Origin of the sequence: Mycobacterium kyogaense, assembly GCF_003254575.1 — a bacterium.
GTDB classification, from domain to species: Bacteria; Actinomycetota; Actinomycetes; order Mycobacteriales; family Mycobacteriaceae; genus Mycobacterium; species Mycobacterium kyogaense.
This window is the reverse complement of record NZ_QJUA01000013.1, coordinates 74,997-97,396: the sequence shown is the minus strand read 5'-3', so window position 1 is coordinate 97,396 and position 22,400 is coordinate 74,997. Positions and strand designations below refer to the sequence as shown.

At 69.2% G+C, this 22,400-nt stretch carries 19 protein-coding genes and 1 pseudogene; 2 read left to right on the top strand and 18 right to left on the bottom strand.

Translation table 11 applies throughout. The features are described 5' to 3' along the window. Nucleotides 1–5: 5 nt before the first annotated feature. A pseudogene (locus DMB80_RS28565) lies at nt 6–1,052 on the bottom strand (class I SAM-dependent methyltransferase); the annotation flags it as partial. A 26-nt stretch (nt 1,053–1,078) separates the two neighbouring features. On the opposite strand from DMB80_RS28565, the gene DMB80_RS11920 reads away from it, so the two are divergent. Beyond that, the gene (locus tag DMB80_RS11920) at nt 1,079–1,633 is read left to right on the top strand and encodes a dTDP-4-dehydrorhamnose 3,5-epimerase family protein (RefSeq protein WP_111510031.1); all 555 of its coding nucleotides are present in this window, start codon (nt 1,079–1,081) and stop codon (nt 1,631–1,633) included. On the opposite strand, the gene DMB80_RS11915 is transcribed toward DMB80_RS11920, so the two are convergent. The 16 genes from DMB80_RS11915 to DMB80_RS11840 form a co-directional block, all read right to left on the bottom strand. Beyond that, entirely contained in the window at nt 1,617–2,645 is a 1,029-nt protein-coding gene (locus tag DMB80_RS11915) for an NAD-dependent epimerase/dehydratase family protein (protein WP_111510030.1), read from the bottom strand. The genes DMB80_RS11920 and DMB80_RS11915 overlap by 17 nt on opposite strands. Further along, nucleotides 2,642–3,295 (bottom strand): PIG-L deacetylase family protein, encoded by a 654-nt coding sequence (locus DMB80_RS11910; RefSeq protein WP_073685044.1) that lies wholly within the window; start codon nt 3,293–3,295, stop codon nt 2,642–2,644. The genes DMB80_RS11915 and DMB80_RS11910 overlap by 4 nt, the downstream gene beginning before the upstream one ends. After that, the gene (locus tag DMB80_RS11905; RefSeq protein WP_111510029.1) at nt 3,292–4,092 is read right to left on the bottom strand and encodes a glycosyltransferase family protein; all 801 of its coding nucleotides are present in this window, start codon (nt 4,090–4,092) and stop codon (nt 3,292–3,294) included. The genes DMB80_RS11910 and DMB80_RS11905 overlap by 4 nt, the downstream gene beginning before the upstream one ends. Beyond that, nucleotides 4,089–5,333, bottom strand: a complete 1,245-nt coding sequence (locus DMB80_RS11900) for a class I SAM-dependent methyltransferase (protein WP_111510028.1) — start codon at nt 5,331–5,333, stop codon at nt 4,089–4,091. Before DMB80_RS11900 ends, DMB80_RS11905 begins: the two co-directional genes overlap by 4 nt. Beyond that, the gene (locus DMB80_RS11895; RefSeq protein ID WP_162938503.1) at nt 5,330–7,432 is read right to left on the bottom strand and encodes a hypothetical protein; all 2,103 of its coding nucleotides are present in this window, start codon (nt 7,430–7,432) and stop codon (nt 5,330–5,332) included. Before DMB80_RS11895 ends, DMB80_RS11900 begins: the two co-directional genes overlap by 4 nt. Next, a complete protein-coding gene (locus DMB80_RS28560; protein WP_240431138.1) occupies nt 7,425–9,545 on the bottom strand; it encodes a family 16 glycosylhydrolase in 2,121 nt (706 codons plus the stop codon). Before DMB80_RS28560 ends, DMB80_RS11895 begins: the two co-directional genes overlap by 8 nt. Beyond that, nucleotides 9,542–10,840, bottom strand: a complete 1,299-nt coding sequence (locus DMB80_RS11885; protein ID WP_111510026.1) for a glycosyltransferase family 2 protein — start codon at nt 10,838–10,840, stop codon at nt 9,542–9,544. The genes DMB80_RS28560 and DMB80_RS11885 overlap by 4 nt, the downstream gene beginning before the upstream one ends. Then, entirely contained in the window at nt 10,837–11,832 is a 996-nt protein-coding gene (locus tag DMB80_RS11880) for a glycosyltransferase (protein WP_240431137.1), read from the bottom strand. Before DMB80_RS11880 ends, DMB80_RS11885 begins: the two co-directional genes overlap by 4 nt. Further along, complete coding sequence (locus tag DMB80_RS11875) at nt 11,789–12,766, bottom strand: glycosyltransferase family 2 protein (RefSeq protein WP_111510024.1); 978 nt, start codon at nt 12,764–12,766, stop codon at nt 11,789–11,791. The genes DMB80_RS11880 and DMB80_RS11875 overlap by 44 nt, the downstream gene beginning before the upstream one ends. Before the next feature lie 23 nt (nt 12,767–12,789). Beyond that, nucleotides 12,790–13,629 carry a glycosyltransferase family 2 protein gene (locus tag DMB80_RS11870; protein ID WP_420812175.1) on the bottom strand — a complete coding sequence of 280 codons (840 nt, stop codon included), beginning with the start codon at nt 13,627–13,629 and terminating at the stop codon, nt 12,790–12,792. A gap of 548 nt (nt 13,630–14,177) precedes the next feature. Further along, nucleotides 14,178–14,864: a two-component sensory transduction protein RegX gene (gene regX, locus DMB80_RS11865; protein WP_111510023.1), complete on the bottom strand. Its 687-nt coding sequence runs from the start codon at nt 14,862–14,864 to the stop codon at nt 14,178–14,180. A gap of 26 nt (nt 14,865–14,890) precedes the next feature. Further along, nucleotides 14,891–16,066 carry a sensor histidine kinase gene (locus tag DMB80_RS11860; protein ID WP_111510022.1) on the bottom strand — a complete coding sequence of 392 codons (1,176 nt, stop codon included), beginning with the start codon at nt 16,064–16,066 and terminating at the stop codon, nt 14,891–14,893. A gap of 137 nt (nt 16,067–16,203) precedes the next feature. Beyond that, nucleotides 16,204–16,956: a phosphoglyceromutase gene (locus tag DMB80_RS11855; protein ID WP_046364966.1), complete on the bottom strand. Its 753-nt coding sequence runs from the start codon at nt 16,954–16,956 to the stop codon at nt 16,204–16,206. A 19-nt stretch (nt 16,957–16,975) separates the two neighbouring features. Continuing rightward, nucleotides 16,976–17,491, bottom strand: a complete 516-nt coding sequence (locus DMB80_RS11850) for a type III secretion system chaperone family protein (RefSeq protein WP_046364967.1) — start codon at nt 17,489–17,491, stop codon at nt 16,976–16,978. Next, nucleotides 17,488–18,798, bottom strand: coding sequence for a D-inositol-3-phosphate glycosyltransferase (mshA, locus tag DMB80_RS11845; protein ID WP_111510021.1), 1,311 nt, complete (start codon nt 18,796–18,798; stop codon nt 17,488–17,490). Before mshA ends, DMB80_RS11850 begins: the two co-directional genes overlap by 4 nt. A 51-nt stretch (nt 18,799–18,849) precedes the next feature. Next, entirely contained in the window at nt 18,850–20,154 is a 1,305-nt protein-coding gene (locus DMB80_RS11840) for an ROK family transcriptional regulator (protein ID WP_111510020.1), read from the bottom strand. 190 nt (nt 20,155–20,344) lie between these two features. Between DMB80_RS11840 and DMB80_RS11835 the strand changes: the two genes are divergently transcribed. Continuing rightward, nucleotides 20,345–21,100, top strand: coding sequence for an SDR family oxidoreductase (locus tag DMB80_RS11835; protein ID WP_111510019.1), 756 nt, complete (start codon nt 20,345–20,347; stop codon nt 21,098–21,100). Between the two features lie 3 nt (nt 21,101–21,103). Here DMB80_RS11835 and DMB80_RS11830 read toward each other — a convergent pair whose 3' ends face one another. Next, nucleotides 21,104–22,396: a L,D-transpeptidase gene (locus DMB80_RS11830; RefSeq protein WP_111510018.1), complete on the bottom strand. Its 1,293-nt coding sequence runs from the start codon at nt 22,394–22,396 to the stop codon at nt 21,104–21,106. Nucleotides 22,397–22,400: the final 4 nt, after the last annotated feature.

Here is a 22,400-nt window from a genome sequence, read left to right as displayed (position 1 = left end):
GGCCACCGCTGCGACACCTCGTCCAGCAGGTCGGGGAGGGTGAGCAGCACCGTGTCGGGCCCGGCTGCGACGAGATCCTCCGGGGAGACGATCGGGATGTCGGTGCCGGGCATGCGGCGACCCTGCTTGGCGGTCGACGCGTCGGCGACCGCCGCGACCAGCGAGGCGTCGACACCGGCCCGGCAGAACAACGCGACTGCCCGCGACGCGGCACCGTAGGCGTACACCCGCCGGCCGGCCCGGCGTTCGGTTTCCAGCCAGGACCGCAACGCCACGGTCTGTGTGTCGGCGGCATCTTGCAGGGCCGCGACCGTCGCGGGATCGGACATCTCGGCCTCGGCGCGCAGCAGCTCGGCGACCGCGGGACCGGGCTCGCCGCTGCCGTGGACGGCGGCCACCAAGACCGTGCCGCCGTACAGCTCGAACGTCCACGCGTCGACGGCCCGCATGCCGACGCGGGCGAGTTGCGCGACGACAGCCGGTGTCGAGTAGTACGCGAAATGGCCGTGGCGCAGCGCATTCCACTGACCCCCGCGGACGATGGCGGCCAGTGTGTGGAACTGCAGGAGCAGTACCCCGCCGGGCGCGGTGGTGGCGGCGCGGCGAGCGAACGCCGCCTCCTGGTCGGGGTCGTGCATGATCCCGAAGCAGTCGAGTACCACGTCGGCGGGACCTTCCGAGCCCTGGTAGCCGCGCTCGGTCAGCAGCGGCAGCCAGCTGCCGCCGTGCGGGCTACCGAACTCGCGGACTGTGCCGCCCGGCAGCCAACCGGCCGCTGAGACCCGGGAGATGGCATCGGCTGCTTGATCTTTCAGTGCCTGTGGTTCCACGCCGCGCGGTTCGGCGGTCTCGGTGTCGTCGTCGGCGAGTTGCGCCAGGCCGCAGGCATCGCAGACGACCATGGCGAGCGGATGCACCGCCTCGTCGGCGGCCGGCGGCGCGTCTGCGGGCGGGAAGTGATCGGCCGCGGGCACCGCCCCGAGGTCGAGCACCCGATGCAGTCGGGGGTGCCGACAGCTCCGGCACGTGCCGTCGATGTGGGCCCTGGTCATGTCCCTGCTCATGTCACGATGTCCTCGTGCGAATAGAACCGAGCCGTCTCGACGGCGTCGTCACCTTCGTCCCGCAGCCGCACCCCGACGAGCGCGGGTGGTTCACCCGCACGTTCGACGCCGAGATCTTCGATCAGTGGCGCGGTGTCGCGGGAGCAGCGGCCGGTTTCATCCAGGACTCCCAGTCCCGCTCGGCCCGAGGTGTCCTGCGCGGTATGCACGGACGCCGCGCGCCCGGGGAGGCCAAGTTGGTGCGGTGCGCCCGCGGCGCGGTACACGATGTGCTCGTCGACGCCCGGCCGGAGTCGCCGACGTTCGGGCAGCACGAGGCGTTCCTGCTCGACGACAGCACGTTCCGGCACCTGTACGTGCCGCCGGGGATGCTGCACGGGTTCCAGGCGCTCACCGACTGGGCGGACGTGTGTTACCGCATCGACCGTGCCCACGATCCGGCCGACGACCTGGCCGTGTCGTGGCAGGACCCGGCGTTGGCGATCGAGTGGCCGCTGCACCCGCCCACCGTGTCCGCACGGGACGCGTCGGCGGGCAGCTGGGCGGAATTGCTCACACGAATTCGCTGACACGACGCATCGTCTCGTCGAGCTTCCCGGCACCCTGCAGGTGAGCGAGCCGGGCCAGCCGGGTGAAGGTGTGCTCGAAGTCGGCCGCGGTCAGGCCGTGCCGCGTGTACGCGTCGGCCAGTTCCACCGCGCCGTCGGCGACGGACACGGCCGCCTCGAAGCCGAGTTCGGTACGCGCCCGGGCGAAGTCGACACGGTAGGAGCGCGGGTCGGCACCGGTTTCTCCGGTGATGTCGACGCGCGAGCCGGGAACGGATTCGGCGACGCGGCGGGCGATCTCCTCAACGGTGACGTTGTTGGCCTCACTGCCGATGTTGTAGGCCCGGCACGACACCACGCCGGCCGGCGCGGTCAGGCAGAGCGCGAACGCCTCCGCAATGTCGCGGGCATGCACGAGCGGACGCCACGGCGTCCCGTCGGACAGCACGCGCACCACCCCGGTCAGCACCGCGGAGCCGACCAGGTTGTTGAGCACGATGTCGGCGCGCAGGCGCGGGGAGAATCCGAAGGCAGTCGCGTTGCGCAGGAAGACGGGGGTGAAATCCGAGTCGGCCAGTGCGGTCAGATCGTCTTCGACACGGACCTTGCTCACCGCGTATGGGGTCAGCGGACGCAGCGGCGCACCTTCGGCGACCAGACCGTCACCCGCGGCGCCGTACACCGAACACGTCGAGGCGTAGCAGAAGCGCTGCACCCCGGCCTCTTTCGCCAGCCGCGCCAGTCGCACCGAGGCGTGATGGTTGATGTCGTGGGTGATGTCGGGGTTGAGCGCCCCGAGCGGATCGTTCGACAGCGCGGCCAGGTGCACCACGGCGTCGATGCCACGCAACTGCTCGACGCTGACATCGCGCAGGTCGCCGCCGCGCGCCGGTGGGTCCACCGGCTGCGGGCCCAGCACGCAGTCGGCGAAGTATCCGGTGTCGAGCCCGACGACGTCGTGGCCGGCCGCCTGCAGCACCGGCACCATCACCGTGCCCAGGTAACCCTGATGCCCCGTCACCAACACCTTCATGCTGTCTCCCCGAATCTCACGATCGTCTTCTCCATCAGAAACGCCTCGGCGTGCGTACTGCGGCATTGGATCCCGCGCAGGCGGGACAGGCCGAGGAACGCGTCCTCGTCGAACCAGTCGCGATCGGTCTGCGACGGGTAGTGCTTGTGCAGCAGGCGCGCCTTCTCGAGCGCGATCTCAGTCGCGATCGGATGGAACACACTGGGCGAGGGCGTGTCCGACTCCCACTTGAGGATCTCGTATCCCAGGATCAGGTGGTCCCGGAACTCGGTCGGGGTCAATTCAGCGAGCAGACGATGATCCTGGTGGGCGTCGGCACGCTGGGTGCTGAACACGACGTCGGGTTCACAGCTTCTGCGGAAGGTGCGCAACCCGTCCTTGACATCGTTCCAGTGGGCGGGGGTGGCGCCGTCCGGGATTCCGAGCAGGGTCACTGTCACCTCGGCATCCGGGCAGAACGCTGCCAGCGCACCCCGCTCCTCGGCCTCCCGCTCCGTGCCGGCGCCGCACAGCACCAGCGCGTGCACCCGGAGACCAGGATTGTCGCGGCTCAGCGTCAGAAGCGTTGCGCCCATGCCGATCGCGATGTCGTCACAGTGCGCACCGAGTACCGCGATCTCACGCAGCGCACCGGTCTGCAGCCCGATCACGATGCCGCCTTCTCGTGCTCCCACAGCGCCCACGGCCGTTCCCCGCTGCGGTAGGCAGCATCGAGCTCGGCGCGTTCCTTGAACGTGTCGGCCGGCTTCCAGAAGCCGAGGTGCTTGTAGCCGTACAGCTTTCCGCGGGTGGCGAGCCGCCCGCACACGTCCTCGACCAGATCGCAGTTCTCGGTGAGCATCTCGAGCACGTCACCGGAGAGTACGAAGTAGCCGCCGTTCTCCCAGATGGGCAGTCGCGACACCGGGGTGATGCCCGTGACGGCGCCGGCGTGGGGACCGGATTCGACGACGTCGACGCAGTGGAACGAGGACTGCGGGGGGACGATCAGCATGGATGCGGTGGCGCCGGACTCCTTGACCTCGCCGATGATGTCGTTCATCGGCGCATCGGTGAGCACGTCGGCGTAGTTGGCCAGGAAGTACTCCTCGCCCTCCAGGTGGGGGCGGACCCGCCGAAGTCGTTCCCCGATGGGCGATTCCGCGCCGGTGTCGACAAACGTGATGGTCCAGTCGCTGATGTCGGTCTGCAGCAGCTCCACCTTGCCGCCGCGGATGACGAAGTCGTTGGACACCGACTCCCGGTAGGACAGGAAGTAGTTCTTGATGTGCTCGGCGCCGTAGCCCAGGCACAGCACGAACTCGGTGTGGCCGAAGTGGGCGTAGTACCGCATCACATGCCAGATCAACGGTCGCGGGCCGATCATCTGCATCGGCTTGGGGATCTCGTCGTCGCTACCGTTGCGCATCCGCATGCCGTAACCGCCGCAGAACAGGACGACCTTCATAGTTGTTTTCCTTCCGTCAGTTCGACGACGTGCAAAGTGGGTAGCGGGTACACCAGACGGGCACCCCACGCCCCGGCGTAGCGCAGCTGTTCGGTGATCTCGCGCTCGAGGTTCCACGGCAGCACGACGATCACGTCGGGCTGGTCCTTGGCCAGCTGTGCCGGGTCGTGGATCGGGATACGCGTTCCCGGGGTGAATCGCCCGTGCTTGTACGGGTTCCGGTCGACGGTGTACTCGAGCAGGTCGGGCCGGATGCCGCAGTAGTTGAGCAAGGTGTTGCCCTTGCCGGGCGCGCCGTAACCCACGACGCGTTCGCCGCGGGCCCGGCAGTCCAGCAGGTACCGGAGCAGTTCGTGCCGGATGGTTTCGGTGCGCGGTCGCAGCGTGAGATAGCCGCCGACGTCGTGCAGGCCGGCGCGCTCTTCTTCGGCCAGCGCGTCGGCCACCCGGGCCGTCGGCGCCGCGCCGAGTTCGGTGGGGCGGGCCCACAGCCGGATGGATCCGCCGTGGGTCGGCAGCATCTCGACATCGACGACCGACAGACCGCCGGCGGCCAGCGCCCGCATCGCCGACAGCACGGTGTAGTACTGGAAGTGCTCGTGGTAGATCGTGTCGAACTGGCCGAGCGCCACGAGGTTCAGCGCATGATGCACCTCGATGCTGCACCAGCCGTCGTCGGCGACCAGGGTCCGCAGCGAGCGCGTGAATCCGTTCAGGTCGGGGATGTGGGCGTAGACGTTGTTGGCGACGACGAGATCGGCCGGACCGTGCTCAGCACGGGTGTCAGCCGCCGTCTGCTCGTCGAGGAACGCCGAGACCGTGGGCACACCACGCTGCCGCGCGGCGTCGCCCACGTTGATCGACGGTTCGATGCCCAGGCAGCGGATGCCGGCGTCGACGACGTGGCTGAGCAGATACCCGTCGTTGCTGGCCACCTCGACGACGAACGAATCAGACTGCAGACCGACCTTTTTCGCCGCATCGCCGACGAATCGGCGGGCGTGGTCCACCCAGCTGTCGGAATACGACGAGAAATAGGCGTACTCGGTGAAGGTGTCCTCCGGCGTGATCAGCGCTGGGATCTGCAGCAGCAGGCAGTCCTGACACAGCCGCAGATGCAGCGGGAACGTCGCCTCCGGTGCATCCAATTCGTCTGCGGTGAGGAATTTCTCGCACGGCGGGGTGGCGCCGAGGTCCAGCACGCTGTGCATCCTGGCCGAGCCGCACAGTCGGCACATCATTGCGAACATCCCTTCGCCTGGTAGCGGTACACGGTGGTGGTCTCGTCCTGCAGGCGCACGCACCACTGCGGACTGCCGGCGAACATCGCTTCGAACCGGCCGACGGCGTCAGCCGTGGCGTAGCCGAAGTACTCGAAGGCCGCCTTGGCGTCGTCGGTGAAGATGAAGTACGTCTCCCCCGGGCCCGCAGCGGCCTGCGCCGTCACGTCGTCGAACTGCCGGCCGTCCGGGAAACCGTCCAGGAATCCGGGCCACTTCTCGACGATCGGGGTGTCGAATGAATCGTTGCGCGCGGCGAAGTCGACCCAGCGGGCCGTCGCACGGGTGGGCATCCCCGCCGAATGCAGGCTCCACAGGGTTGCCGGCGCATGGGCGCCGTCGACGAGGCTGTCGAGCAGGGCCAACTCGGACGGCCGGGCCATGTTCAGGTACCAGTTGCCGTAGTAGCCCTGCAAACCCGCGGCGGCGATCAGCGCGAGCGCCACGGTCGCGAGGTAGTGCGTGACGGGTCGGGCGACGGCCGCCACCGCGAGCGGTGCGATCAGCACGGCCGCGCCCGGCACCGCATAGAGGTACACCCGGAAGATCGCCTCACCGCCGTAGCTGCTGAACATCAGCAGCACGAACGGGCTGAACGCCAGGATCACGGGCACCGCGACCGGACGCTTGCGCCGCCACCACACCACCGCGGCCACCACGGCCAGCAGCATGATGGTCGCCGACAGACCCCGGCACACCAGCGACGTGGCCACCTTGGCCGCCGAGCCGGCGTACTCCGCGTTGCCCGAACCGTTGGCCAGCGGGTTCAGGCTCGACAGCCCGCCGTGTTCGAAGACGATGTAGCGCCGCGGATACAGGTAGCCGAAAAGCACTGCCGCGTAACCGATCAGGGACCACCGGGGGCGCAGGTGGCCGGTGACGGCGAACGCCACCAGCACCCCGAAGATCCAGTACGGCGTCAGCTGGTGGGTCGGCACCAGGGCCACGAACAGCGCGAACGCCAGCCATCCCACGCGCCGGTCGACACGCGATGCCAGCAGCGCGACGACGATGCCCAGGCCGAGCACGAAGCCGTACGCCTGGGGGGCGAAGTAGTCCTGGGCCACCCAGTTGGCCATCTCGGCGATCATCACCGCGACGAGCACCGCACGTCGGTCCAGGCCCAGAGTGGCAGCCAGCGAGCCGACCACCACGGCCAACACGACGTGGATGGCCGGCGCGAACCAGTGCGCGACCGATGTCGGGTTCAGCGTGGTGACCTCGCTGAACCAGGCGAACGTGGTGAAGAAGGCCGGCCACTCGCGGTAGACGTCGACGCCCGTGGGCGGCAGCACCCGATGGGTCAGGAGGAAGTCGACGATGCCGAGGTGCTTGTACGTCCACGCGTACATCGGCAAGTCCGTGACCAGCGTGGCGGTCAGCCGCAGCACCATGATGGTGGCGGCGATCGCGGCGGCCGCGGTGAGCAGCGCGTCTCTGCGCAGCGCCACGACGAACGCCGCGACGAGCACGGCGGCCAGCACCACCAGTACCGGTCCGGTGCCGGTGGCCAGCAGGCCGAAGGGGGACGGTTCGGCGTCGGCCATGCCAGGCAGCACTGCCGCCCACACGGACAGCACAGCGACGATGACGAGGTACGGCGCGCGCACCTGCCAGTTCTGCGGGTGCAGCACGGCGGGCACGCGCAGCGGCGGGTGTGGACGGCGCAGCGCGCACACGAGGGCGGAGGCGGCCACGACGGCGACCAGCGCGAGGAGCACGGGAACCGGTTGCCACCCCCGCAGCCACGTCACCGCCACGGTGGCGGCGGCGGCCGCGGCCATACCGGTCGTCGGGACGATCGCTGCGGCCGCCGCGACGGGCACTCGCAGCCACAGCACTGCCGCCATGCCCGGACCGGTGAGCACGAAGACGGTCAGCAGGACCGCCCGCACCGGGGCACCGATGGGCGCCAGCGCGAGCAGACCTGCCGCGGCGGAGAGCAACGTCAGCCACTCTGGCCGCAACACGCCGATGCGGCGCCGCGGCGGCGGCACGGCGCGATGCCGGCCACGCGCCTGTGGGCGCGACGGAGTGGGACGTTCGAGGAGGTCAGTCACTGGTCACCCGCACCCAGTCGACCGTCATCGCAGCCGGAGACGGTGTGGAGGCGTCGGCAGGTCCGGGCCAGGACCCGCCCACGGCGACATTCAGCAAGAGGTAGAACGGCCTGTCGAAGACCCACTTCTCGTCGGGGGGCAGATCCGCCTCGCGGAACACCGCGGTGGTGCGGTCGTCGACACCCATCGTGATCACGCCGGGATCCCGCTGCACCCAGTAGGTGTGGAAGTCGTCGACGAAGGACGGCTGGATCGGATCGGTGCTCGCGAGCTTGTACTCCTTGCCGTCGGAGTCGGGGCCGATCGCCCCGTTGTGGATGAACTCAGCACCGGAGATGGTCTCGACGACGTCGAGTTCGCCGCTGCGGGGCCAGCCGACGTGGTCGACGTCGTCGCCGAGCAGCCAGAACGCCGGGTGCAGGCCCGCGCCTCGGGGTAGACGCAGCCGCGCTTCGGCGCGCCCGTGCACGAACGACAGCTTGCCCTGGGTGGTCAACCTGGCGGAGGTGAACCCGTCTCCGTCGCGGCGGGCGGTGATCACCAGGTGGCCGTCCCCGTCCAGGGCCGCGTTCTCCGGTGAGTCGGTGTAGGTCTGTGCTTCGCCGTTGCCCCAGCCGCCGCCGCCCAGGTCGTAGCCCCAGCGCGCCGGATCGGGCCGGCTACCCGCCGGGCCGTTGAAGTCGTCGAACATCACCACGGCCGCCGACGCGGTGGGTCGGTCGATCGTGCCCAGCAGCGTGATCGGCACGATGGTGACCACGAGCAGCGTGCCGGCCCGCAGCCAGGCCCGCCCGTTGCGACCGCCGGGCCGGTCGTCCCCGTCATGGCCGTCGTCGGAGCCGGCGCGGCGCAGCCATGTGATGCACGGTCCGATCAGGATCACCGCGGCAAGGGTCTCGGCGGCGAGGTACGCCCACCCGACACCGACGATGCCCATCGACCGGGTGGCGAACCACGAGCCGGCGATGATCACCACGGTCATCAACGCCTGCACACTCAGATACAGCCCGAGCTTGCGGCGTACGCGGGAGAAGCCCTCGTAGACGGCGGCGACCCCGGACAGCGGCAGGAACGCTGCAGCCAGCCACAGCAGACCGTGCGCCTCGGCGCGGTACTCCGGTCCGGCGATGCTCAACATCAGCGGGCCGACCAGCACCAGGCCTGCCGATGCGGCGATCGCGACGGCCGCCAGCGTGCGCACCATCCGCCAGGACAGCGCGGCGATCTGCTCGGGGTGTGCCGCCACCTCGGCGACGTACGGGCTGACGACCAGGTGCAGCATCAGGTACAGCGCGCTGATCATCGCCCACGCAACGGCGAAGTACGCGTTGGCGGCCTCTCCGACCTGGGTCACGACGATCAGCGGAACCACCAGCGGGCCGATCGACCACAGCGACGCGATGCCGAAGGACGATCCGAAGTACGACCACATCTGCCGGCGCGGCGGCAGATCCGGTTCCCGATGCCACCGCGGCTGGGTGCGGCTGCGCCGATCCAGCACGACGTACGTGCACAGCGCCGCCACACCTGCGGTCAGGGTCCAGCTCAGCACGATGGTCGCGGCGTGGTCCCAGATCGCCAGCGCAGCCACCGCGGCCAGCTTCGCGATCGCGTGGACGAGGTTCTTCACCGCGGCCCAGCGGGCCACACCGAGGCCGGCCGACGCCTTGTCGAGCAAGGCGAACATCGCGAGCACGAGCACCATCAGCGGGAAACCGACCATCGCCGACGGAGTCTGGAAGAGGGGGTCGCGTGGGCCGAACGCCACCAGCGCGGCGCCGGTCAGCACGCCCATCGCGGCGACGAGGACGAAGCCGCGCCGCAGCAGTCGCGGTGCGCGCCACCCGGCCACGGGCAGGAACCGCTCGTAGAGAACGTCGATACCCAGCGTGGACATCGTCGACAGCAACACCGCGGACGTGATCAGCGCCGACGCCACACCGACCTGGTCGGGCGGGAACAGACGGGCGGCCACCGCCCAGAAGGCAAGGCCGAGAACGCCTGTCGACGCTGTCGACAATATCAGCGCGACCGTGTTGAGCCGCAGGTTCTGCGCGGCGGTGGGGTCGGCACCGGCGTCGTCGCGTCGGAGCACCGAGTGTGCGGGACTCATCGGGGCACCGCCAATGGGGCCACCGACCGCCCTTCCCGGCGCGCGGCCCGGTAGGCGCGGAAGCCTGCCACCACTGATCGCCACGCCGGTGTGGTGAGCCCCTCGGGGAGCAGAGCGACGAGTTCGTCGGACGGCTTCGAGGTGGCTGCCGAATCCGCGAGGTAGGTCGCGAACTGGGGCGCCTTGAGCGCGGCGGTGGCGAAGGCCCGTGGGGCGATCGCGGGATCCAGCGCGATCTTGGCGATCCAGGCGCCGAGACCGATTCCGTAGGTCCGGCTCTGCGCCGCCAGTCCCTCGCTGCTGGCGCGGTGTCGGTGCCACACGATCGACGCCGGGTCGTACACCAGTGTGCCGCCGGCGCGCAGCAGTCGGAAGAACATGTCGAGGTCTTCACCGCCGCCGGTGGGGGAACCGGCGCCCAGCGCCTCGTCGAACCCGCCGACCCGCACCACAGCGGCGCGATCGACGGCGAAGTTCGCACCGGTGCCGTAGTGGCCGACCGCGAACGGGAACAGCGGGATGTCGAGCGGCGGTGCCGCCCAGTCGAACACACGCGTATACAGGCACGCCGACCACCCGACCCGGGCGTCGAAGTAGGCCTGGGCCGGGGTCCGCAGTTCCGCGGCGGGCACCAGACCGGAGACACAGGACACGTTGTCACCGCGGGTGAACCCGCGCGCGACGGCGGTGAGCCAGTGCCGGTCGACGACCACGTCGTCGTCGGTGAACGCCACCACATCCCCCGCCGCTGCCAGCAGGCCGGTGTTGCGGGCCCGCGACAGGCCGGGGCGCGGCTCGTCGATCACCCGCACGCGCGGATCGCCGAGGGCGGCGACGTAGCGGTGGGTGGCGTCGGTTGCTGCGGCGTTGTCCACCACGATGATCTCGACGTCGGGGTAATCCACCGCGCGGACCGAGTCGAGCGCGGCCTGCAGCATCGACACCCGGTCGCGGGTGCAGATCACGACGGTGATGGCCGGGGCCGGGCTCGGCAGAGCCGGGGGCGGCGCCGGTTGCGGCAGAGCGGCCGCCGCCGCGCGCAGTCGATCGGCGTCGACGGTTCCGTCGGTGACGTCGAGCGTGACGAACCCCAGCGGACCGCCGTCGGCGCGCACCAGTAGACGCGCCTGGCCGAACCCGTCGGCGTCCCGCAGTCGGTACCGCGGTGCGGCGGTGTCGAGATCGAGCGTGTCGGTCCACACTTCGCCGATCCAGGTCGCGCCGTCCCAGGTGGGACGTTCCGCGGCCGGGAACACCGGGGCGATGGTCGCCTCGGGCAGGGTCAGATCATTCATGCGGATGCACCGCCCCGACGAGCCAGGGTGCCCCGCAGGTAACCCGCGGTGGTGACGGCGAGACCGGCGACGATCATGGCCGCACGCGCCCGACCGCCGGGCTGCCGCGACGCCACCTCACGGACCACCGCGCGCGGCAGCACGCGGGTGGCGTAGCTCTGTTCGCTGTCCAGCGATTTCGGCGCAGCGGCCAGTCGAGTCACCACAGCCTTGGACAGCCCCTCGTGATAGCAGCGGCGCAGGAAATACCGAGGCGTGGCGCGATCGGCACTGACGTGGTGCGACACCGCTGCGGACGGATCGAGCAGCACCCGCTGCTCGGGGCGCTGCGCGCGCAACCTCAGGAACAGTTCGGTCTCCTCACCGCCGACCGGCACCGATCCCACCCGGCCCACCTCGGAGCGGAAGCCCCCGATGTCGGCGAAAACGGATCGACGCAGACTCATGTTGCAGCCCAGAGGGTTTCGCACTGTGGTCACGTGCTGGGGTTGTCCGACGTAGCTGCAGCCCACCACCCAGTCGAACTCCGCCGGCATCCATCGCGGCCTGCCGGACGGCCACACGGGCGCGGCGTGGCCGCCGACACCTGCCACGCCGGGGTCGTCGTAATGGGCGAGCAGTGCGGCGCTCCACCCCGGCTGGGCCGCCGCGTCATCGTCGAGGAACGCGATGATCTCACCTCGGCTGGCCGCCACCCCGGTGTTGCGTGCATCGGACAGTCCACGCTGTCCGGTGTTACGGCACAGCACGATGCGCGGATCTGCGCCGAAGAGGTCGGCCGCGCGCTCGAGGAGTTCCTCGTTGTGGTCGATGACGACCACGAGCTCGGTGACCGTATCCCATTCAGACAGAACGGAATCCACGGCGCGGCGCAGATCGTCCCAGCGCGCCGGGGTGTATGCGCAGACGACGACCGACAGACTCAGGGTCGGACGGCGCGCCTGCAGCTCATCGATGTTCTGCAACAGCATTGCCGTAGGGGCCCTTTCCACGTCGTCTGGTTCGTCTGGCGGCCACGTCCTGGCGCCGGTTGCGCAGGTTGCTCAGTGCGTACAAGCCGGTGCGCCGCAGCTGCATGTCGTAGGACCGCATCCGGCCGTACAGCACGTCACCGGTGGTGACAGGCCAGCGCGTGTCGGCGGCCAGGCCATCACTGAAACCCAGCTGCTGTCGCAGCTGCGAACGTGCCGAGGTCATCGCCGTGGTGGAGCCGCTGGCGATCCGGAACGCCGCCAGCGTCTTGGGAATGCCGAAGAAGTCACCGCGGTCGAGTAGCCGGACCCAGAGGTCCAGCTCGCTCAGGAACGACGTGACGTGCCGGAAGCCGCCGCAGCGGTCGAACTCCTCGCGCCGGAACATCGCCGCCACGGGTGGCCCGATGGGGTTGGTGCCGCTGCGCACGATCCGCCGCACCACGCGGCCGGCCGGCTGATGACCCACGATCCCCGGGAGTCCGCGGGCGGGGCGCATCATGTCGCCGAAGTCGTCGACGAAGTCCGTGCGCGCCGACACCAGCGCGACCGCCGGCATCGCGTCGAGGACCTCAGCCTGCAGGCGCAGGCAGTCCGGCGCGACGATGTCGTCGGCACACACCACCTTCACGTAACTCCCTCGGCTTTCCCGCACCGCGATGTTGAAGTTGTCCATCATCGAGACGGTGGCGTCGTTGCGCAGCACGCGAACTCGCGGATCGGCGATCCCGTCGAGGATCTCCGCGGTGTCGTCCGTGCTGTTGTTGTCGATGACCACGATCTCGAAGTCCTCGTAGTCCTGGCCCAACGCGCTCTCGAGCGTGGCCGTCAGATGCCGGCCGGCCTGGTAGGCGGGGATGCAGATCGACACCCGCGGACGCGGAGTGCGACTCTGCTTCTGGCGCGTGGGCGCCGGCAGCGACGTAGGCGCACTCGTTGAGATGATCCCGGTCATGTCGTCTTCCCCCCGGTCGACTTCTACTTCTCGGCTGCCAGGGCCTGTACCACCCGGCCCGAGACGCCACGGTCGTGATCGCGTAAGACGGTGCGCAGCACCCGTATTCCGTCTCGGAAGGCCCGCAGGTTCGACGCACCGTGGCGGCGCGGCATCTCCATGCTCGGGACCTCGGTGACGCGCAGCCCAGCCTGCATGGCACGCACGGTCATCTCCGCCTCGATCTCGAAACCTGTTGCCTGCAGGGACATCACGTCGAGGTAGCGCCGATGGAAGGCGCAGTAGCCGTAGCAGAGATCGGTCAGCTCGGCTTTGAAGGCCGAATTGAACACCCGCAGCAGGAACTTGTTGCCCAGCCGGCGAAGCGGGGTGATGTCGGAGGAGCCGCCGCCCGCGATGAAGCGCGAGCCCTTGACGAAGTCATAGCCGCTGGACAGGAAGTGGAGGAAGTGCTTGATCTCCTGCGGCGCCATGCTGCCGTCCGCGTCGATCATCACGATCACGTCGCCGGTGGCTGCGCGGAAACCGGTCCGCAGAGCGTCGCCCTTGCCGGAACCCTCCTGGGTGACCACGCGAATGTCCGGCCGGCAGCTCTGCGCGGTGATCACGGTGGCATCGGTCGAGTTGCCGTCCACCAGCACGATCTCGTCCACGTCGTCGGTGATCTGCTCGAGCACCCACGCGACGTTGCGCGCTTCGTTCCGGACAGGGATGACGAGGCTGACCGTCATCGTCGGTCGGCTCACGGCCCGCCGGCCCATGCCAGCTCCGGCGCTCAGGCCGGTGCTGTGGTTGGCACCCCGCAGGCTGGCCGTGCGCGGCGCAGTCGCGTCGTGTCCGTTCTGGGCTACCACTTCAGTCACCCTGACTCCCGTTCTGTTCGACCGTTCTGTACGACGTTGGCGACGCTCCCCGTGGTTCCTTCTCAGTCGCCCACGGCATGAATAACTTGCGATCAGCGCAAACAAATGTGCGTTCGCTGCGCTGCGATCAATCGGATCAGGAGACGTCCGAGTGGAACGCTAGCATCGGACGCGTCAGACGTCCAGGCAAAGATTTACACGCGTCAGCTAACGGTTTGACGACTTCTTTTCCAAGTTCGACACAAACGGTCGGCCATTGCTTTCAACTGCAGAAACGTGGTCTGTATAGCGCCTTAGCTGATTTCAAGCGCACTCGGTCGGTCACGAACTTGTCATAGTTATGCAGACTTAGCAAAGTATTTAGCACTCAAGCCGCCGCGCATCAGGTGACACACTTCACAGAAATCTGAATCGTAAAATTTGGTGTACGGCGTCGCCTGTTAACGTCAAGCAAAATTCTTGCGTCGGTAACGTTCGGTTTCGCAGCCCATGCACGACTAAGCCTCCACCGGTAGTGGAGGCTTAGTGGTCGTTACTTCCGGCTGGGGTCAGCCCTCGAGCTTGTACCCGAGCCCGCGCACGGTGACCAGGTGCACCGGGTTGGCCGGATCGGCCTCGATCTTGCTGCGCAACCGCTTGACGTGGACATCGAGGGTCTTGGTGTCGCCGACATAGTCGGCACCCCACACGCGGTCGATCAGCTGCCCACGGGTCAGCACGCGCCCGCTGTTGCGCATCAGGTACTCCAGCAGGTCGAACTCCTTGAGCGGAAGCGTGATCGGAGAGCCGTTGACACTGACCACGTGGCGCTCGACGTCCATCCGCACCGGGCCTGCCTCCAGCACACCGTCATCGATGCCCGCATCGTCGGTGTCGGCGCCGCGGCGCAGCACCGCCCGGATGCGGGCGATCAGCTCCCGCGCCGAGTACGGCTTCGTCACGTAGTCGTCAGCGCCCAGTTCCAGACCCACGACCTTGTCGATCTCACTGTCCCGGGCGGTCACCATGATCACCGGCACGCTCGACCGCGAGCGCAGCTGCTTGCACACGTCGGTGCCGCTCATCCCGGGCAGCATCAGGTCCAGCAGCACGATGTCGGCACCGGACCGTTCGAATTCGGCCAGGGCGGACGGCCCGTCGGCCACCACGGTGGCCTCGAAGCCCTCCTTACGCAGCAGGAAGGCCAGGGGATCAGCCAAGGACTCCTCGTCCTCCACGATCAGCACACTGGTCATCGCAGTCCTAGTCCTCTCGGTCGTCATCACTCATCGGGGTCTTCGGAATCGCCGTCGCGCAGATAGGCGGGAATCGACAGGGTGAACGTGGAGCCCGTCCCCGGCTGACTCCACAGCCGGATCGAGCCATTGTGATTGGCGGCGACGTGTTTGACGATCGCCAGCCCGAGACCGGTACCCCCGGTGGCCCGGGAGCGCGCCTTGTCCACCCGGAAGAACCGTTCGAACACGCGCTCCTGATCGGCGGGCGCGATGCCGATTCCGCGGTCGGTCACCGCGATCTCGATGAGGTCGCCGCGCCGGCGGCGGCTGACGGACACCGAGGAGCCGTTGGGCGAGTAGGCGATCGCATTCGAGACCAGGTTGGCGATCGCCGTCACGAGCAGCGTCTCGTCGCCGAGCACCTGAAAGCCGGTCGGCGCATCGGTCGTGATCGCGATGTCGGCGTTGTCGGCGGCGACCTTGTGCCGCGACAGCGCCTCGGCGACCACGGTGTCGACGTCGACAGCCTCGAGATCGGGCAGCCGCTCGCCGCCCTGGAGTCGCGAGAGCTCGATCAGCTCGCCGACCATGTTGGCCAGGCGGTGGGACTCGGTGACCATCTTCTCGGCGAAGTGCCGCACCGTCTCCGGGTCATCGGACGAGGCGAGCACGGCCTCGGCCAATACCCCCATCGCGCCGACGGGCGTCTTGAGTTCGTGGCTGACGTTGGCCACGAAGTCCCGGCGGGTCGCTTCCATGCGCGCGTGCTCGGACTGATCGTCGACGTAGAGCACCGCGAACCGGCGGTCGTCCTCGGTCAGCAGCCGCACGTGCCCGCGGACCGAGAGCCCCGACCGGCCCGGCCGCTCCCGCTTGCGGGGCGACAGGTCGAACTCGATGTCCTCGCCGGTGGCCAGTGTCCGCTGGGCCGCCTGCCACGCTCTGTCGTCGAGCAGTCGGTCGCGGACCACCCCGAGTTCGGTCGCGCGGTCGTTGGTGTAGACCACGTCGCGGTAGGTGTCGACGACGACGATCCCCACCGGGGATTGGGCCACCGCGTGACGCAGCATCTGGGACACGGTGATGCCGGTCTGTTCGACCGCGCGGCGCTCACGCCGCTGGCGCAGACGCGGGGCCGCCGCCACGCCGAACACGACACCGATCGACACGGCGAGCAGTGCCACGACCGCCGCAAGCAGCAGTGCCGAGGAGACACTCACGCGAAAATCGTACGCACTCGGTGAACGTCATCCCAGCAGCGTGCGGCCAAAACCGGACAAGTCACACACTTCCAGACCGATGTTCGGCCCGGCGCCCACCGCCGTTCACCTTCTGTTCGCCGGGCGCCGACGGCCGACTACTTGGCGCCTTGGGCCGCGACCGCCGCGGCGCCCGCAGCCGCAGCGTCGGGATCCAGATAGGTGCCCCCGGCGACGGTCGGCTTCAGGTCGCCGTCCAGGTCGTAGCGCAGCGGGATACCGGTCGGGATGTTCAGTCCCACCACGTCGTCGTCGGACATCCCGTCGAGGTGCTTGACCAGCGCGCGCAACGAGTTGCCGTGCGCGGCGATCATGACGGTCTTACCGCTGCGAAGATCGGGCACGATGACCTCGCTGAAGTACGGCACGAAGCGCTCGACCACGTCCTTGAGGCACTCGGTCAACGGCGCCCCGCCGGGCACATCGGCATAGCGGGGATCGGCGTCCTGGCTGTACGTGCTGCCCGGCTCGATCGGCGGCGGCGGGGTGTCGTAGCTGCGCCGCCACGCCATGAACTGCTCGTCGCCGTACTTCGCCTTGGTCTCGGCCTTGTCCAGTCCCTGCAGCGCGCCGTAGTGCCGCTCGTTGAGCCGCCAGTCCCGGTGCACCGGAATCCAGTGCCGGTCGGCCTTGTCCAGGGCGATGTTCGCCGTCGTGATCGCGCGGCGCAGCAGCGAGGTGTAGAGAACATCGGGCAGCCGGTCCTGCCCGGCGATCAGCTCACCCGCCCGGGCGGCCTCGGCGCGACCCTTGTCGGTCAGATCGACGTCGACCCATCCGGTGAACAGGTTCAGCGCATTCCATTCACTCTCGCCGTGGCGAACGAGGATCAGCGTCGCGGTATCTGCCATGCGCCGATCTTCTCACGGGTCAGTTCTTGTCGTGGTCCTCGATGAGATGCTCGAACGCCTTGAGATTTTTCAAGGATTCCCCGCGCGAGCGCCGCCACTCCCACTCCTTCTGGATCGAGGTGCGGAAACCCAACTCCAGCAGCGTGTTGAAGTCGTTGTCGACGGCTTCGAGGACCTGACCCAGCACCCGGTCGATCTCCTCTGCGGTCACCGATGCGACGGAAATCCGGCCGACGAGGTAGATGTCACCGACGTTGTCGAGCGTGTAGGCGACGCCGTAGAGCCGGCGGTTGCGCTTGAGCAGGAACTTGTACACGCCCTCGAAGTTCTCGTCGGGCTTGCGGCACACGAACGCCTCGACGCGGACCGAGTGTTCACCGACGGTGAGGATCGTGTTGGTGGTGAGTCGGCGCTCGCCCGGCAGCGCGACGACCAGCCCGGGCAGACCGCCTGCCGCGCCGTTGTGGACGGTGTAGGGCAGATCGTGTTCGGCGAGCGTGCGCTCGATGACGGCTTGCACGTCCTGTGTGGTCATGCCCGAACTCCCCTGCGCATCGAGAATCGGCGCCCGCCTCTGCGGGCCGCGACGGTCGGAAGGTGACGTCCTCGGTGCTCGTCGATCGCGCGGCCATAGCTGCCGAGCAGGCCGTCGACGGTGTGGCCCCAGGAGAAGCCGGCGGCGTGCTCGCCGGCGGCGCGGCGCAGCGTCGAGGCATCGGCGGCCAGCACGCGGGAGAGCGTTACGGCCCAGTCGGCGGGATCGTGCCCCTCGACCAGCGCGCCGCTGACCCCGTCCCGCACCGCGACCGGGAGGCCGCCCACCGACGCGGCGACCACAGGTGTGCCGCATGCCTGCGCCTCCACGGCGACCAGCCCGAAGGACTCCGAGTAGCTGGGCACCGCGACGACGTCGGCCGCGCGATAGACCGCGACCAGACCGGCCTGTGATTGGGGCGGCAGGAACGTCACGCGCTCGGCGATACCCAGTTCGGCGGCCAGCCGAACCAGTCCGTCGGGCTGCGCCAGGCCGGATCCGGACGGTCCGCCCGCGATCACCACGTGCGCACCCGGCAGCAGTGCTGCCGCGCGCAGCAGCACGTCGGGTGCCTTCAACGGCTGGATGCGGCCGACGAATGCCACGATCGGCACTCCGGCCGGGAGGCCCAGCGCGGCCCGCGCGGCGGACGCGTCACCGGGGGTGAACGTGGTCAGGTCGACACCCGGATACACCACGTCGATGTGATCGGGATCGGCATGATGGAGCGAAACCAGTTGTGTCGCTTCGTGTTCGGTGTTGACGATGAGACGGTCGGCGGCGTCGACGACCTGCTGCTCACCGATCGAACGCAGGGGTGGTTCGGGGGTGTCGCCCTCGGCGAGCGCGGCGTTCTTGACTGCGGCCAACGTGTGCGCGGTGTGCACGAGGGGGACCGCCCACCTGTCGGCGGCCAACCAGCCGACCTGTCCGGAGAGCCAGTAGTGCGAGTGCACGATGTCGTAGTAGCCCGGCTCGTGCGTGGCCTCGGCCCGCAGCACACCTGCGGTGAACGCACACAGCTGCGTGGGCAGATCGTTCTTCTCCAGTCCTTCGAACGGGCCGGCGGCCACGTTGCGGACCAGCACGCCCGGCGCCACTTTGACCACCGGCGCGTCCGTCGACGACGTCGCCCTGGTGAAGATCTCCACGTCGACACCGCGCTGCGCCATCTCGAGGGCGGTCTGCAGCACGTAGACGTTCATGCCGCCCGCGTCACCGGTACCGGGCTGCGCGAGCGGTGAGGTGTGCACGGACAACACCGCCACCCGGCGCGGCACGGGCAGGGGGTCGGTCGTCAGACGCACATGTCATGTCTACACCGCGGCGTGGCGACACCACCCCGTCGCACCGCCCGCTCAGGCACTCACCTCGGGGCGGCGGGCCTGGGCACGCCGCATGGCACCCACCGGGTCGGCGAATATGCCACCGAGGGAGACGATGCCGGCCCCCGCCTCTTGGACCCTGTTGCCGAAGGCCGTCATCCGGATGTCACGGTGGCCGAGCACGGAGCGCCTGGCGAAAGCGTCTTCGACGGCATCCATCGCGTCGGCGTATTCGGTGAACGCCTGTCCCCCGACCACCAGGTCGTCGGGGTTGAGCATGTCGCGCAGCAGGGCCACCGCCTCGCCGAGGACGCGGGCGCGTTCGGTGACCAGCGCGACGGCCGCCTCGTCCCCCTGCCGCGCCGCGCGCAGCACGGCCGTCACGGTCGACCCGGGGCCGTCGGCAGGCACGATGCGCGCCTTCCGGGCCGCCACGAGGACGGCCTCGTCGCTGACCGTCGACTCCAATTCGCCACTGCCGCCGAGCAGTTCGGAGTGCGCGGGCAGCGCAGCGATCGTGCCGGGGCCGCTGGCCGGCGAGTGCACCTGTCCGCCGATGACCAGCGCGTAGCCGACGGTCTCGCGGGCGTACACGTAGAGGCTGGTCGCGGCGCGGCCGGGCGCCCGGCGCTGCCCCAGCAGCAACTCGGCGCCGGCCATCGCGTCGACGTGCGCGGCCAGCGACACCGGCAGGCCGAGCGCCTCGGCCAGCACCGGCCCGACCGGCGCATCCGACCAGCCCAGCCGCGGATGATCGAGGTAGCCGGTGGTGCTGTCGACCACGCCACCGGCGGCGACTCCCACCCACAGCGGGCGCCTGCGATGCCACCGGCTCAGGTAGCGCTGGGCGCTGCCGGCGATCGCGGTGAGCGCCGCGGCCTGTGGCCCGCGCGGGGTCGGCGTCTCCACGACATCGAGCGTGCGACCGAGCAGATCGGTCGCGACGATGCTGGTGGTGCGCGCACCGATGTGCACGCCGAGCGCCAGGAACGGTTCGTGGTTGACCTCGACAGGCACCCGGGGCCTGCCGATGGCGCCCGAGACAGCCAGGTCAGCGCGCTCGCGCAGCAGGCCCACCTCGAGCAGCGCGGTGACCTGCCGGTTGACGGTGGCGATCGAGAGATCGGTGACCCCTGCGATCGCGTCGCGGGCGATCGGTCCGCGGTGTCGTGCCGCGGCGAACACCAATGCGGCCGCCGCCTCGGGCACCCGCAGCGCCGGGGGCACGATCTGGTGCACCAGGGCCTGCGGGTAGCGGGCAGCGTCGCCGATCCGCGTGGGCCGGGTGCCTTTGGTGGCCTGAGTGCGGTGCGAGCGGGCGGGGATCGAGCTGGTCATGGAATCGTCTCCGGATCGGTCTGTCAGGGGGCCGGGGGCCACACCTGGCGACGCGATGGGACGGGAAAGTCCGGCTGCAGTCAGGCGCGGCGAGGTGCGCAACAACAACACGCACGCCGCGGGGCAGCATTCACTGCCGGACTGGTACCGAACACCGGGTCAATGTAGCACGGGGCCTAGGGTTGGGATCATGACGACGCCATCAGATGCCCGACCGGTCGCCGTGGTCACCGGCGCGAGCGCGGGAATCGGGGAAGCAACCGCCAGAACCCTTGCCGCACAAGGCTTTCACGTGATCTGCGTGGCCCGTCGTGAAGCCCCGATCACGGCCCTGGCCGCCGAGCTGGACGGTACTGCCATTGTGGCCGACGTCACTGACCCCGAAGCGGTGGCGGCGATGGCGGGCCGGCTCGACCGGGTCGACGTGCTCGTCAACAACGCCGGCGGAGCACGTGGGCTCGAGTCGGTGGCCGACGCCGACATCGAGCACTGGCGGTGGATGTGGGAGGCCAACGTGATGGGTACCCTGCACGTCACGCGGGCGCTGCTGCCCAAACTGATCGCCTCGGGCGACGGCCTGATCGTCACCGTCACCTCCATCGCCGCGGTCGAGATCTACGACAACGGCGCCGGCTACACCTCGGCCAAGCACGCCCAGGGCGTGCTGCACCGCACACTGCGCAGTGAACTGCTGGGGCAGCCGGTGCGGCTGACCGAGGTCGCGCCGGGGATGGTGAGGACGGAGTTCTCCCTCAACCGCTTCGAGGGCGACGACGAGCGCGCCGCGAAGGTGTACCAGGGCGTCACACCGCTGGTGGCCGAGGACGTCGCCGAGGTCATCGGCTTCGTGGCCAGCCGCCCGTCACACGTCGACCTGGATCTGATCGTGATGCGACCGCGGGACCAGGTCAGCGGCTCGGCGGGCTCCCGGTTCAACCGCCGCTGAGGCCTAGCCGCCGGGGCGGCCGCTGACCGGCTGCGGCGCATCCGACGGCGTCGCCGGTGCGGTGCTCGGGATGCTGCCGGTCTTCTTCTCCTTCGACAGCGCCGACATCGACGTCCACTCGTCCCACGGCACCACCCAGTCCCAGATGTCGCCGTCGGCGTAGGACAGATCGATGCGGGTTCCCGTCACCTCGACCGGATCGCCGTAGAGCGCGGAGTTGAAGTACTCCTGCGAGTTCTCCAGGTTCAGGTTGATGCAGCCGTTGGTGACGTTGGTGTTGCCCTGCGCGCCGATGCTGTTCGGGTTGCAGTGGATGAACTCGCCGTTGTTGGAGATGCGCACCGCGAAACGCTCGTGCACGTTGGCGTAGCCCGCGGCCGGGTTGGTCATGTAGAAGTCTTCGTACTTCTCGGTGACCACGTGAATGCCGCTGCGGGTGACGTTGCGGTCCAGATCGCCCTCGCCGTAGCTGCAGGGGAAGTCCATGATCACCGCGCCCGACTCGTCGAGCACCTGGATGCGGTGCGTCGACGCCTCGGCCTTCACCACCTGCCGCCGGCCGATCGTGAAGTCCAGCGTCGAGTCGCTCGCGCCGTAAGCGTCCTGCCCGAACGGCACGCCGTAGAGCTTCGCGTCGACGTGCACGGCGGTGCCCGACGGGTAGTACTCCTTGGTCCGCCAGTGCATGCGGGAGCCGCCGACCTCGTCGGGCAGCCACGCCCAGCTGCCTTCGACCTCGGGCGTCGTGGTGACCTTGACGGCCTTCTCGACCGCGGCCCGGTCCTCGTCGGCGATGGCGGCGTCGAACTGCAGGATGATCGGCGCGGCCACCCCGACCGTCTGACCGTCCGAGAGCTGGAACTGCCCGTTGACCTGCGTGCTGGGGTTCACCGTGGTGAACGACGCCTTGACCGGGACCGATTTGCCGTCCTGCCCGACCACCGTGCCCGCCCAGCGGTACTCGACGCCGTAGCCCAGCGGTTCGGATGCGGTGAACTCGGTGCGATCACGATTGAGCGCGCCCGCGACGACCTTGCCGTCGGTGTTGGTGAGGCTGATCTTCTGGAACCAGCCGTTCTCGACCCGGGCCGCGACGCGTGCGGTGGGGGCGACGTCGTCGGCAGCGTTCTTGGGCTGGTAGCTCAGGACCGGCGCTGCCGGCGCGTCGTCGGCGGACTGACCGGAGGCGGCGGTACCGTTCTCGGACCGGCAGGCGGCCAGAACAGCTGGCGCCGCGACGCCGACCGCCAGAGCGGCAAGCGCTCGCCGCCTGTTGATCGGTTTGGCAGGGCTCACGTGT

Excerpts from the sequence above, each read along its gene's own strand:
- DMB80_RS11915 (WP_111510030.1), bottom strand. The coding sequence starts at position 2,645 with ATGAAGGTGTTGGTGACGGGGCATCAGGGTTACCTGGGCACGGTGATG.
- DMB80_RS11905 (WP_111510029.1), bottom strand. The coding sequence starts at position 4,092 with ATGAAGGTCGTCCTGTTCTGCGGCGGTTACGGCATGCGGATGCGCAAC.
- DMB80_RS11900 (WP_111510028.1), bottom strand. The coding sequence starts at position 5,333 with ATGATGTGCCGACTGTGCGGCTCGGCCAGGATGCACAGCGTGCTGGAC.
- DMB80_RS28560 (WP_240431138.1), bottom strand. The coding sequence starts at position 9,545 with ATGAGTCCCGCACACTCGGTGCTCCGACGCGACGACGCCGGTGCCGAC.
- DMB80_RS11885 (WP_111510026.1), bottom strand. The coding sequence starts at position 10,840 with ATGAATGATCTGACCCTGCCCGAGGCGACCATCGCCCCGGTGTTCCCG.
- DMB80_RS11875 (WP_111510024.1), bottom strand. The coding sequence starts at position 12,766 with ATGACCGGGATCATCTCAACGAGTGCGCCTACGTCGCTGCCGGCGCCC.
- regX (WP_111510023.1), bottom strand. The coding sequence starts at position 14,864 with ATGACCAGTGTGCTGATCGTGGAGGACGAGGAGTCCTTGGCTGATCCC.
- DMB80_RS11855 (WP_046364966.1), bottom strand. The coding sequence starts at position 16,956 with ATGGCAGATACCGCGACGCTGATCCTCGTTCGCCACGGCGAGAGTGAA.
- DMB80_RS11850 (WP_046364967.1), bottom strand. The coding sequence starts at position 17,491 with ATGACCACACAGGACGTGCAAGCCGTCATCGAGCGCACGCTCGCCGAA.
- DMB80_RS11840 (WP_111510020.1), bottom strand. The coding sequence starts at position 20,154 with ATGACCAGCTCGATCCCCGCCCGCTCGCACCGCACTCAGGCCACCAAA.
- DMB80_RS11835 (WP_111510019.1), top strand. The coding sequence starts at position 20,345 with ATGACGACGCCATCAGATGCCCGACCGGTCGCCGTGGTCACCGGCGCG.